Here is a 12,783-nt window from a genome sequence, read left to right as displayed (position 1 = left end):
ACAAAAAGCCCGCCAAATGGCGGGCTTTTTTTTGACTGTTAAAAATTAAAAATACGTTTAACAGGTTTCTGTTTTAGCGGCTCGCTTCAGCGCATTCATATCTAAAATTTCGATCTCTTTTTTATCAACCGCTAAGATATCTTGCTTCTGGAAGCGACTTAAAACACGGCTGACAGTTTCAACCGTCAGGCCTAAGTAGTTGCCCATATCCGCACGTGACATAGCCAAACGGAAAAGCGTCGCCGAAAGCTGGCGGCGGTGATTACGAGTTGAGATGCTTAATAGCATGGAGGCTACACGTTCTTCGGCACTGTTTTTACTCAACAAGGTAATCAGCTGCTGATCCGCGGTAATCTCTTGGCTCATTAACTGGAAGAAATGACGCTGCAAGCTTGGGATTTTGATGCTTAGCTCTTCCATGCGAGCAAAGGGAATTTCACAGACGGCTGTGGTTTCTAAGGCAATGGCAGAATTGGTGTGCACGTTTTGTGCAATGCCGTCCATCCCTAGAATTTCTCCAGGTAGATGGAAGCCGGTAACCTGTTCTTCACCGTCATTGGTAATACGAATCGATTTAATGGTGCCCGAGCGTACCGCATATACCGAGGTAAACGGGTCATTGGCGTGATATAGATAATCACCTTTATGCAGCGGGCGCCCACGCTGGATGATTTCGTCTAATCTATCTAGCTCGTCTACATGCACGCTAATCGGCAGGCAGATACTATTCAGACGACAGTCACCACAGGAAACCTGGGGGTTATGGTGGCAACGTGTTGTTTTGCTGATGATATTTGATGTCATTACATTCACTGCTGGCTAGATTATCGCTCAAAAAGCATATTAGTGAGCCCTTAATTTTACTACTTATCTCTGGTATTACTAGGGCTTCTATAGTCTATGTGTTTAATATTTGAGCGCTTTTGGGTTTTTTATTCCAATTTGATTTTAGTTTATTCCCTAAACTCTGATTTTAGCAGTCCAGACAAGAAGGTATCGGCGATAAAGAGCAATCTTAAAACGCCATCGTCTGTTAACTGTAACAATCCATTATGTATTCGCATCAGCTCCATATTGGCCTCTGCATTGAGCTCCCAACTGATATTGTCTGCCAAAGATGACAGGGCTAAGTCATAGCGGTTTTCAATATAGTGGATATCAAGGCGGTGGTAGCACAATAGTTGATCGGCCACGACTCTGCAGGCTTTGGCTTTAGGGCTGAGCTGCAGCACCTTATCGATGGCGAGCTGGCTTTGCTCTAGCTTCTTGCTGTATTGAGCCAGTTGGCTGCTATTGCATTCGTAACGGCTGCCTAGTTGGCTGCTAGCTGCGGGGCCAAAGCCAAGTAGATCCGAGGAATTAACTGAATTGTAGGCAATGGCCGTGCGGCGCAGGCGGTTCTGGTTCTGGGCAATGGCCAATGAATCTTTGCCATTTACAAAACAATCGTTGCCAATTGCCCGGTAGCCGGCGTGGCGCATGGCGTTATATATCAGTGTAAATTGGCTGGCACTGTGGCTGCCGTGCTCGCTTATTTGGTCGGCCAGGTCCCAACGGTCTAATTCGCTTGAGGGCGTTAACAAAACTCGATCAGCTCTCAGCTCCAGCACCTTGTCGAGCAGCGCACGCATGCTGTGCAGATCTTGGCTTGGATAACCGTAAGGCAGTCTTATCGCTAAGCTGTCGGGGCCGAACTCTTTGGCCTGCTGCCAAATATCAGCCAGTACTTGCTGCTCATCTTTACTTAGTGATGGCGGTAAGCTCAGGATAAATTCATTGAAGCCCAGTCCTTTAAGTAGCGCCATATTGGCTGGGTTGGCTTCTGCAAGGCTAAGCTCCGCGCAATATTCTATCGGTGAGTTATCGCGGTGGCTCAAGCGAAAACTGCTGGCCAATATATGCATTAGCTCAGTGATATCAGCACCCTGATAATGCATAAAGGGGTGGCGCAATAACAGCTGAGTAACGGGGCGCCGGCCAAAAAGCTCCTTGCGTACATTGATCTCATTGATCAGTGCATCGAAGAAAGGCCGCCCTAGCGGTGTATCGAACTGCCTAGCGGGCAGGTTAATCCAAAGGGCCAGAGGAGAAATGCTTAGGCGCTGCCCTTGTTGCAGCAAGTTTTGATCCTCAAGCGGCTCATAGGCCATGCGGTGGGGGTAGTTATAGCTGGCGCTGCGCAATAAATGCGGATGCTGCTGGGCCGCTAAATCAAAGCATTGATGGGCCTGGGTATTTGGATTGTTCACGGTGGCAAGTATCCCAAGTTTACGATAGTTGCAGTTTATCCATGCCTTATGCAGCAGATGTTGATGTGGATCAATGCCATAGTGTTTGTAGGTATTTGACGCTTTATATAAGGGGATCGTAATTGATAGAGATCAAGTTCTATTGGTGCGATTTCAGTAGCATGTTTCGAACGGATTGCGATGAATGAGTTGCTTGCCAAGGATAGAGCAAACAGTTGAGTTAAATCATAAGTAAGTTTTAGATTCTGGACTATATTAGTAACCACTTTAGTCGAGTATATAAAAGAAGGCACTTACATTATGAGTACAAAAGAAAACTTACTGGTTGTTATTGATCCAACGCGTGATGAGCACCCTGCATTAGAGCGTGCCATCATTACGGCAAAGATGCGTGACAGCGCACCTGAAATTCACATTTTTATTGGTGTGGATGGTCATTCGGTAGACACCAGTCATCGCAACCCAGATATGTACAGCGATGTTGCTAACTTTTCTGCGCTAGCTAAGCGTATGGAAAAAGAAGGTTTAGAGTACACCGCAGAGATTTGTTGGGCACACGATTGGCAAAAAGCCTTGTTGTCTTCTGGTAAACACTTCCAGACCGACATGATCGTGATTCCAGATTACGGTGATAGCGAAAAAGGTATTCGCTTCAGTGATTCGAAATGGGCTTTATTGCGTAACGCCAAGTGCCCGGTTTTGATCGTGCGCCCAGGCGCTGAGTACCACCGTAAGACGGTTTTGGCCGCGATCAATGCGCAAGCCAAAGACGAGCGTTACCAAGAGCTGAACGATAAGATTGTTTCACGCGGTAAATGGTCCGCTGAATTGTATGGTGCCGATTTACATGTAGTAAACGCCTATACCGATACGATGAATATTCCAGATCGCGGTAGCTTGCTACGTAAGTTGGGAATGGATTCGGATCACGTTCATATTCGACAAGGTGCTCCAGAAGATGTGATTTCTGAGGCCGCCAAAGAATTGGACGCCGATATTGTATTAATTGGTACCTTGGCTCGTAAGGGCTTATTGGCTGCCATGCGAGGTAATACCTCTGAGCGAGTATTAACTCAATTAGAAATGGATGTAATGGCGCTTAACTAAGGCGTTACTAACGACAAGAGAATTCGACACGCTCGAAACCGGTTTATCACTCGGCTAGAGATCTTAGGGGGGCTTTTTGCCCCCATTTTTTTGCTTTATTTTTTCCCCGTAGCTTATTGTTAAGCCGCTTATTACTTAGTGGATAAGGGATAGCTAACCTTAAAACTGCAGCCTCCATGGGGGTTGTGATAAACACTTAGCTCACCATGTAACACCTTGTTAATCAAATTGACCAAAATGTGTAGCCCTAGACCTAGGTTTGTTGGCTTGGCGGCGGTGAATGGGTCAAATAACTTATCCCTAAGTGCTTCGCCTATGCCCTGGCCATTATCATCGACCTGGATAAGCAATAGTTGCTCAGCTTGCTGCTTAGCATGGCGTTCACAAAGCTTTATTTTTAAACTGACGATGGCCTGACCATGATCGACGCCATCATAAGCATGGGTGACGGCATTTTTAAGTAGCTCGCAAACAATATAATGTAATAGCTCAGGGTAGCTGTAGATATCAAGATTTGGGTCGATGGATACATAGAGCTGAATATGGTTTTCTTCTATCTGATCATGCAGTGAAGCCGGTATGCCGGCAATGGTTTCGGCCACATTAAACTCGGTCAGTTTCCAGTCGGCTTCATCTACCGAGATCTTTTTAAAGCTTTCAACCAAGGCAGATAAGCGCTGCAAGTTACTGTCTAATAAAGTAGTGCTACTGCGTAGCCGCCGGTGCTCGTGATCCAAACTCTGCTGGTCGATAGTTGCGGCATCTACACGTTTAAAACTTTGCCTGGCCAGATCAGCGACCATAGATGCAGCCATTTTTACGACGCCCAGAGGTGTGTTTATTTGGTGGGCTACCCCAGCGACAAGACGACCCAGGGCTGCTTGTTTTTCGCTATTAAGCAGTTGCTCTTGGGTATCTTTTAACTGCTGCATTGATTGAGCAAGGTCGGCTGTGCGGGCGTTCACCAATTTTTCTAGCTCGATCTTTTTATGGCGGTAATACCGCAGGCGGCAAAGATAAATAATATAAAGTAGAGCGCTTACCAGTAATACAGCGATTAGGCGAAACCAGTCGGTTTCATACCAGGCGGGCAAGATATTAACTTGCACTGTAAGCTCTTTGTTGGGCCAAGCGGCCGCCGGCTGGCTAGCTTGTAGGCGAAAAGTATATTGGCCTGGCGACAAATTGGTGTAGCTTGCATGACGAGCTTTGGCGTCGGTCTCTATCCAGTTATTGTTGTAGCCATCTAGGCGATAGCGATATTTTATCTGCAGGGGGCGAACGTATTCCAACGCTGAAAAACTGACACTAAAACTGTGCTGATCGGCTTGTAAAGCAATGTTTTGAGTTTGTCCTTGCACAGCTTTGCCATCAATACGTACTTTATTAACGATAAGAGCGAGCTCTGATTGATCCAAGCTAAATGCGCTTGGCCTTAGCAGTTGCATGCCTTGCTGGGTTAGAAAAATAAAATCGTCATTAGGGCTGTGCCAGAACTTAATCGAAGCGCCTGCGCCGGTTATATTGCCGTTGCCCTTATCGAACAGCTGCGCCTGCTTAGCATCTTTTAACCAATAGGCACCAAAGCCCCAAAGATTGCCAGCGATATCCTCATCGAATAACCAGTTTTCATTACGGCCAGTAAGCACTTCGCTGATAATGAGCGAAGTCTGTTTAATGGCTTTTAGTTGGTAGGTGGTATCGGCGGTACTGAAAAACAGTTTGCCGGATGATGTGCGGTAACCCTTAACCAAGGTAGGAAGGATAGCGTTTTTATGTGCTTCAATTTCTAAATTAAGCACGCTGAGTTTACTATTGTTGCTATCAAATATATAAATTTTGTTTCCAAACAGTAAGAGGCTATTTTGATCGTCATAGCTGACGATGGACCGTGGACTGATGCCTTCAAGGGCTGCGATTTTGTTGAATTCACAGCTATTAGTACTCTTTTTGTTGTAGCGATAAGTGCCGCGCTCGGCGCCGTGACGAACGACTAAAAATGTTAACTCTTTATTTAAGGGGTGGATATTGGTAGCAGAGCTTAATGAATTCGCATGCCCCTCGAGAAGGCAGCGCTCTTTTTTCCATGTGGCACTGCCATTATCGTTTAACACTTGCCGATAACGCCATGTTCCGGAGCCCGCGCTCAGCAGCCAAATATCACCATTGGGCTCTTTACCAAGTTCGACAATATGCTTACTGGGTAAACTGGGTTCGTTATTATTTAGTGCAAGGCTTTGAACAAAGCCGGATTTTGGGCTAAAAACATCAACTCCCTCGCTACGACTGCTTACCCAAAAGTTTCCATTGTCCAACTCTACAATTCCCGATAGATCGGCTTTAAATCCAGGTTCTGGTTTTATTGGCGAATAAAGTATGTTGCGAGAATAGCGGCGGGCAGGGGGGATCAGTTGAAGGCTTAAGCCGCCAAGCCAAACAATACCCTCTTTATCGTGGTATAAGCTCCACAAGGTTCCGTCAGATAATCCGCCAGGGCGAAACGGATCGTGTGCTAAAATTCTTTTTAATTTAGCGGTTTCTCTATCGAATATTTGAATGTTGCGGTGATTTTTTAAGCTTAGCACCCATACTTCGTTATCAACCAGCTCTACTGAGGTAACCCGGCCAATTGCGGCGATGTTTTTGGCCTGGCCTTTGGCGTTAATTAAATACAAACCCGATGTAGTACTGCCTACCCAGAGTTGGGATTGTTGATCGGCTTTGACGGTGCTGACTTGAACACCATCAAGCAGCTTTTCCCCTTGCAAAGGCTTTAGAAAGATTCGATTGTTAGGTGGCGAAATACGAAACAGGCCTTGATCAGAACCAAGTAACAAGTGGCCTTTAAAATCATAGCTTAAACTGCGAATAGAGCCGCTTAAATTGGCCAGTATTACGGTTTGGAATTTCTTGTTATGGAAACTTAAATATTCTAAGCCTCTATCGCTCGAAATCCAAAGGCCTTGCTCGCCATCTAGCAGTAATGTGTAAATCGAATTGCCTGGAATGCTGTTTGTGTCATTGGGGTTATGGCTAAAGTGTTGAAAACTCTGCTCTGATTCACAAAGGCGGTACAAACCATTACTGGCCGAAGCCGCCCACACAATGCCATTAGCCGCGGCGACTACAGAGCTGAAGGCTTGTTTGGCGAGCGCATTGCCTTCATTGTCTTGATAGCTAACATCCCGAAATTCATAACCGTCGTATTGGTGTAAGCCGTGAAAATGTGAGGCGGCCCATAATAAGCCACTGGATGACCGAGTCATTGAGGTAATAAGCAGGGTGTTTTTCTGTGTATCCACCGGGAATACTACCGGATCAGCAATATCGAAGAGGCTTTCGCTGGCTAGCAGTGGAGCATAAGCCAGGCTGTAGCTAAGCAAAAGCCACAGCAGTGGACGAATAATTGAGTAGGCCTTAGCTTTTGTGTGGAACAACCGGCATTCCATATGCTTGTCGAGATGTTGGTGGTTATAGCTTGTGTGTCGCCGTTTATGGTGCTTGTCGTATAAAACACCCTGCTTAAGTGTAAGTCGATCCGGTTTATTTACCATAACACTTAGTAATGGTTAATTTAGGCGACCTAGGCGGTTTTGCTTATTTGCCCCGAACTTCGTAATATCGCCTTTGATTTCAATAAAATAGATTAATCATCAATTAAGAGAGCTATTCATGGTGAATTACCCAAAGCTTAAAAAAACCGCACTTGCATTGTTTTTTAGCGCCAGCTTGGGCTTGCATCTTACTGCGCAGGCCGGCATTGATATTAGTGATCGAGCTAAGCAGCTCGCCAAAGAGGCTCTTATTGTTGATACTCACATCGATGTGCCATACCGCATAGAAGATAGCTACGCCGATGTGACCAAGGCTACCGAAGATGGTGATTTCGATTATCCTCGTGCTGTGATGGGCGGCTTAGATGCTGCCTTTATGTCGATCTATATTCCAGCCGAATACGAGCAAAAAGGTGGCAGTATTGCCTTGGCAGACCGTTTAATCGATCGAGTAGAGGCCATGGTAGGGCGCGCGCCTACTAAATTTGCCTTGGCGTATAGCAGCCAAGAAATGCTGGATAACCAAAAGAGCGGGAAAATCTCACTGCCTTTGGGTATGGAAAATGGCACGCCTCTCGAAGGGAGAATAGAGAACCTAAATTACTTCTTCAAACGCGGTATCCGCTATATAACCCTGGCCCACGCTAAGAGCAACCATATTAGCGACTCATCCTATTCAGAAGAAAAGCCTCACCAAGGCTTGAGCAACTTTGGTAAAAAGCTGATTACCGAAATGAACAATATCGGCATGATTGTGGATATCTCCCATGTATCTGATCAGGCTTTTTATGATGTGATGGCGGTAACAAAAGCCCCTGTGATTGCCTCGCACTCCTCATTGCGTCATTTTACCCCAGGCTGGGAGCGCAATATGGATGACAAAATGCTGCTGGCATTGAAAAAGAACGGCGGCGTTATTCAAATTAACTTCGGCTCGGCTTTTATTCACGAAGAAGCCACTAAATACGGCGGCAAGCAAAAAGATGCCCTAGCCAAATATAAAGCTGCCAACCCAAAGGCAAGCGAAGCCGATATTGAAGCCTTTAAAAAGCAATTTAAGAAAGAAAACCCATACCCTTATGCAAGCCTGGATCAAGTGTTAGATCATTTTGATTACGCGGTTAAATTGGTGGGTATAGATTACCTAGGCGTTGGCTCTGATTACGATGGTGTTGGCGATTCATTACCAGAAAACCTAAAAGATGTGGCCAGCTACCCGGCCTTGGTGCAAGGCTTAATAAACCGTGGCTATAGCGAAGAAGATATCCGCAAGATCTTAGGCGGTAATATGCTACGTGTGTGGCAGCAAGTAGAAGACTACGCAGCAAAGCACTAAACGTAGAATAGCAACTAGCCTGCACTTTATTGCCCAGTAAAGTGCAGGTGACTAAACACAAAGTAAAATACAAGCTGCTAAGACAATTACTAATTTAAAGTGGCCGCATCTAAAGGGCTTATTACCGCGTTCCCACCGCGCTGTAAAACATGGGTATAAATCTGTGTGGTTTTCAAATCTGTATGGCCCAATAACTCCTGTACCGTTCTTATATCATAACCATTTTGCAATAGCTGCGTAGCGAAGGTATGCCGAAAAGTGTGCACGGTAACCTTTTTGCGAATGCCACTATTACGCACCGCTTGCCTGAGCTTTTTCTCGAGCCCGGAAGGGTGAATATGATGACGTTTTTCCCGCCCACTAATTGGATCGATACCTCGTTTACTGGCCGAAAACAAATAGCGCCAATGCAAAGCGTTAGCCTCATTGGGAAACTTCTTGGCTAAGGCGTAGGGCATGCTTACCTCACCGAAGCCTTGTTTGATATCGTCTTGGTAAAAGGTTTCAGCCAGTTCAATTAACTGTAGTATTTCCTCAACAGCGCCATTTGGCAAAACGGTAACTCTATCTTTCCCGCCTTTGCCCTGGCGAATAGTTAAACAGTGATTGTCAAAATCAACATCTTTAATACGCAGATTTAAAAACTCTGCCTTACGCAAGCCCGCGCCCCAAGCGAGTTTTATCATTGTGCAAAAAGGGAAGCTTAAATGATTAAGTATTGTTTGAGCCTCACGCATAGTAAGCACGACAGGTATCCGCTGCTGTTGCCGGGCTCTTACAGCATTAATACCTTTAAGCTCGCGTTTCAATACATGTTGAAAAAGAAAGGCTAGCGCACACAAGGCCTGATTTTGGGTATTCGGAGAAACCTCCTTATGCGTTGCTAAATGGCTAAGAAATTGATCAACCCCATGAGGGTGAATTTGCCCAGCATCACGATACCCCTGATGTCGAATAAATGAGCGAATCCAATAGATATAGTTCTTTTCGGTAGCAAGCGCTAACTGCCTCAAGCGCATTACGCTTCTTACTTCTTCAATAAACTTAGACCGACGCATAATTATTTCACGCTTTAAGTTGATAATACTGTATATTTATACAGTTTAATTTTACGATCGCTATAGGCCAAGCTTCCTATTAATTGGGGAATTAACAATTAACACCTACAAAGCTCTAAGTGAATCAACTACATACGAGAATTAGCCGCATTCTCTTAATTCGCCACACAAGAGAAAAAGCAATTTTATAGCCAATAAATAATGACTTAAGCGCCAGGTCTCGTTAATTCGGTATGATTTTTCTAATACTTGTAAAAGTACTGATAAAACAATAAATTAGGGCAACAAACAAAGGAATGCAGACAGGTATTAAAACGGACACCATCCTATTATTTCTGAAATCCCCAAATTAATAAGACGCGTCCGCTTTTTGGTTGTAATTCTACCGGTCTGTTTATTTAGCTGTTATGTTTCAGGCGTAGATAATGAATTTCAATCCATATGATGATTTCATATTCTTTGACTCATGCGCTTTTGACGGCGGGAGCATTGATGAACAGAAAGCATCCAAAAGGGCTAGGGAAATCCTTGGAAAGAACAAGAAGAAAGTTATGTTGATGCATTCCGTAGTTCGTGAGATTCGCAACCCAAAGACACCTGATTGGATTCAGGAAATAGAGCCAAAGTCACACCAAACGGTGCAGTTGAATCTCACCAATGAGGAAAAAGAGACACTCAAAGAAATTGAAGAAATTATTGTTGGTAATGGTAGCCTCAAAAAACGAGAGGCAGACTGCTTTCATGTGTTCGAAGCACAGAAATATGGTGGCTGCTTCGTGACATCCGATGTTGGATTATATAAGCATTCGAAGGCAATAAAGCAGAAGTATGGCCTAAATATAGTGAAGCCAACTGCTTTTTTGGAATTAGTTATCAAACACAGTGAAAAAACATAACAAGTTTATCAAACATCGTTACGGCCAAAAAACGGCCTCCACTGGACGCGCAAAAAGCGCGCGCCGTTTATAAAGGCGTTATGTCTTAATCGCATCTAGCATCAAATCAGGAATGAATAATGGGTAGAGCAAAAGCATGGATGATGGAGCAGGAAGCTCTGGAGCCGATGTATGAGTGGATAGAAGAAAACTACGGTGATGATGCGGGTGAAGAAGGATCTGAAGAATGGGAAGAAGCGGTACAGGCTTATGAAAGCTACTGCGAGGAAGAAAGTCGCCGAGAAGAAGAGTGGCGCATGCAGGATGAACTTGAATGGTATATATATACTCAATCTCAAGTAGGAAAATTTGATACACAAATTCAAAGTGTTAGAGAACTTCTGGATGTTAGGGCAAGCAACGAGGCCAAGTTTAGCCTGCTAGTTATGCTTCATGGGCATATTGTTTCGGCTGTTGAATCATATTTAGCCTCGACGTTTATCCATAAAGTGACCAACTCTGATGAGCTAATAAGAAAACTAGTCGAAACCGACCCTGTTTTTTCAAAAATGAAGTTCACCCTGAAAGAAATATATGAAAAGCATGAAAACCTTCAGCTCACTGTAGCTAACTACCTAAGGGATTTGATATTTCATGATTTAGGAAAAGTGAAGCCAATGTTTAAAGAAGTGCTAAATTCTGACTTCGGAGATATTGCTTGGCTTTTTGAGGCTGTCAATATCAGGCATCATTGTGTTCACAGAGCAGGTCTTGATAAAGACGGTAATAGAGTTGATCTTTCTGAAGATTCCATAAGAGATCTAGCCTTTAAAGCCAGTGAACTTGTCCACTTAGTAGAAAATAGCGTAAATCAAACTACAGAGTCTGAATTTGAGTTCTAGACATAACAAGGCGCTGTTGTCGGTCTTTTTTCCGCTGCGCTCCAAAACAGCCGCAAAGCGCGGCGTTAAAAGTACATGTTGAGCCAAACTACTATTGATCTTTTAGAAGAGTTTTGCAGAGTATCAAATTCCTATTGGGATCAAGGTGGTGCTAGGTACTGGATCATTGATTCCTTCGAGATAAAAGAACCTGCAAGTAAGGCTGAAGTATCAGCATTCTTTAATAAGGCTATTGGGGAGTTCGAATGCGATAGCGGCTTAAATAATTACCAAGTGGCATTATCAGATGTTTCTGAAGCTACATGCTACGAAGGGCAGCCTATTTACTATTCAGTAGACGATGATGACTGCTTCTCAACTATGGTACTAAAGTTTAAACTAAAAAACGGTGGGTGTACGTTTGTTGAAATATTTTGGAGTGTTGATTAAGCCAACTTTTAACAAGTCAATTAACTACGCGCCTGCGGCGCCGGACAGCCAAACCTTCGCTTCGCTACAGTTTGTCTACCGGTTATTGAGGCGTTAGAGCCCTTACGGAGTAATAAAGGAATATTAAGCAAACATGAGGCGTTGTAGGGGTAGAAATAGAAGCGGAGATAGGTGCAAAAAACGAGCTGCAGACAAAAGCAATTACTGTGGTACGCACTTTGACCAAGCAGAACACGAGCATAAGGGGATTCCCGGAGCTATTTCAGCAGGCTTAACAGGCCTTGCCATTGGTGGGCCGGTAGTAGGAGCAGTCTCAGCGTTGGCTGGGGCATTAATAGGAAGTGAAGTTAAGGAAGAGAAAATGGCAAAAACCAAAGTGTTTGTTAGTTTCGATTATGATAATGATTCTGATCTAAAAACCTTACTTGCGGGCCAAGCAAAAAATAGCGATTCACCATTCGAAATTGAAGACTGGTCTGTAAAGGAGCACATGACTGGTGACTGGAAAGCCAAGGTTAAGAGCAAGATGAAACGAGTGGATCAAGTCGCCGTAATTTGTGGTGAAAAAACACATACGGCTACAGGCGTATCCGCTGAAATAAATATAGCGAAAGAAGTCGGCGTGCCATACTACTTATTAAAAGGAAGGGCCAGTAAAACTTGCACAAGACCGAAGGCCGCAACGTCCAATGATAAGCTCTATAACTGGACATGGGATAATTTAAAAATACTTATCGGTGGCGGGAGATAATGGATTCACGGGGTATAGAGCTTTATAAACTGTATGTTGAGCTTGCAGATAGAGTGAGTGAAAGAAGGCTAAAGGCAAATACATTTTTTCTATCAATCAATTCTTTCCTTATAGCCTTGGCAGGTTTGTTAAAAGCAATAAGTCTTGAGCATTTGGCTAAGCCCTGGTCACTTTTTGTGTGCGCTGCAGGCATCGCCATGTGTTACTTCTGGTATAGACTTATCCTTTCATATAAAGGTTTAAATACGGCCAAATTTAAAGTAATCCATGACATGGAAGCTGAGCTTGAACTAAAGCCATTCGATGCAGAGTGGGTTCATCTTGAGAGCGGTGAAAATGACAATGTGTATAAACCGCTTACGCATATAGAGCTTAATATACCGAGAATCTTCATTGCTCTTTATGTAGTTATTTTAACATGGTCAACTCTTGAGCTGGCCCTGCTCTAACACATATGAGCCATTAACCAGTCAATAGGCAATAAGGTACCCGCCAGTGCTCTGGGTGGAAGTTTTTATATTT

11 protein-coding genes are annotated in these 12,783 nt (G+C 44.2%); 7 read left to right on the top strand and 4 right to left on the bottom strand.

The window, feature by feature from the left end:
* Positions 1-57: 57 nt before the first annotated feature.
* Both fnr and Q1A41_RS11705 read right to left on the bottom strand, forming a co-directional pair.
* The gene (fnr, locus tag Q1A41_RS11710; RefSeq protein ID WP_299978957.1) at positions 58-804 is read right to left on the bottom strand and encodes a fumarate/nitrate reduction transcriptional regulator Fnr; all 747 of its coding nucleotides are present in this window, start codon (positions 802-804) and stop codon (positions 58-60) included.
* Between the two features lie 149 nt (positions 805-953).
* The gene (locus Q1A41_RS11705) at positions 954-2,249 is read right to left on the bottom strand and encodes a hypothetical protein (RefSeq protein WP_299978955.1); all 1,296 of its coding nucleotides are present in this window, start codon (positions 2,247-2,249) and stop codon (positions 954-956) included.
* Between the two features lie 300 nt (positions 2,250-2,549).
* On the opposite strand from Q1A41_RS11705, the gene Q1A41_RS11700 reads away from it, so the two are divergent.
* The gene (locus Q1A41_RS11700) at positions 2,550-3,356 is read left to right on the top strand and encodes a universal stress protein (RefSeq protein ID WP_299978952.1); all 807 of its coding nucleotides are present in this window, start codon (positions 2,550-2,552) and stop codon (positions 3,354-3,356) included.
* Positions 3,357-3,487: 131 nt separating this feature from the next.
* Here the strand turns inward: Q1A41_RS11700 and Q1A41_RS11695 are convergent, their stop codons facing one another.
* Positions 3,488-6,793, bottom strand: a complete 3,306-nt coding sequence (locus Q1A41_RS11695; RefSeq protein WP_299978949.1) for a sensor histidine kinase — start codon at positions 6,791-6,793, stop codon at positions 3,488-3,490.
* A 235-nt stretch (positions 6,794-7,028) separates the two neighbouring features.
* Between Q1A41_RS11695 and Q1A41_RS11690 the strand changes: the two genes are divergently transcribed.
* On the top strand, positions 7,029-8,246 hold the full coding sequence (locus Q1A41_RS11690) for a dipeptidase (RefSeq protein WP_299978946.1): 1,218 nt from the start codon (positions 7,029-7,031) through the stop codon (positions 8,244-8,246).
* Positions 8,247-8,335: 89 nt separating this feature from the next.
* Here the strand turns inward: Q1A41_RS11690 and Q1A41_RS11685 are convergent, their stop codons facing one another.
* Positions 8,336-9,304: an integron integrase gene (locus Q1A41_RS11685; protein ID WP_299978943.1), complete on the bottom strand. Its 969-nt coding sequence runs from the start codon at positions 9,302-9,304 to the stop codon at positions 8,336-8,338.
* A gap of 425 nt (positions 9,305-9,729) precedes the next feature.
* On the opposite strand from Q1A41_RS11685, the gene Q1A41_RS11680 reads away from it, so the two are divergent.
* The 5 genes from Q1A41_RS11680 to Q1A41_RS11660 all read left to right on the top strand — a co-directional run bounded on the left by Q1A41_RS11680 (position 9,730) and on the right by Q1A41_RS11660 (position 12,710).
* The gene (locus Q1A41_RS11680; RefSeq protein ID WP_299978940.1) at positions 9,730-10,200 is read left to right on the top strand and encodes a hypothetical protein; all 471 of its coding nucleotides are present in this window, start codon (positions 9,730-9,732) and stop codon (positions 10,198-10,200) included.
* 119 nt (positions 10,201-10,319) lie between these two features.
* A complete protein-coding gene (locus Q1A41_RS11675) occupies positions 10,320-11,081 on the top strand; it encodes a hypothetical protein (protein WP_299978938.1) in 762 nt (253 codons plus the stop codon).
* A gap of 75 nt (positions 11,082-11,156) precedes the next feature.
* Positions 11,157-11,510, top strand: coding sequence for a hypothetical protein (locus Q1A41_RS11670; protein WP_299978934.1), 354 nt, complete (start codon positions 11,157-11,159; stop codon positions 11,508-11,510).
* A gap of 133 nt (positions 11,511-11,643) precedes the next feature.
* The gene (locus Q1A41_RS11665) at positions 11,644-12,261 is read left to right on the top strand and encodes a TIR domain-containing protein (RefSeq protein ID WP_299978931.1); all 618 of its coding nucleotides are present in this window, start codon (positions 11,644-11,646) and stop codon (positions 12,259-12,261) included.
* Complete coding sequence (locus Q1A41_RS11660) at positions 12,261-12,710, top strand: hypothetical protein (RefSeq protein WP_299978928.1); 450 nt, start codon at positions 12,261-12,263, stop codon at positions 12,708-12,710. Before Q1A41_RS11665 ends, Q1A41_RS11660 begins: the two co-directional genes overlap by 1 nt.
* Positions 12,711-12,783 lie beyond the last annotated feature (73 nt).

The organism is uncultured Pseudoteredinibacter sp. (assembly GCF_947502065.1).
In the GTDB taxonomy this organism is placed as follows: domain Bacteria; phylum Pseudomonadota; class Gammaproteobacteria; order Pseudomonadales; family Cellvibrionaceae; genus Pseudoteredinibacter.
Note: the sequence above shows the minus strand (reverse complement) of the source record. Positions and strands in the feature narration are given on the sequence as shown.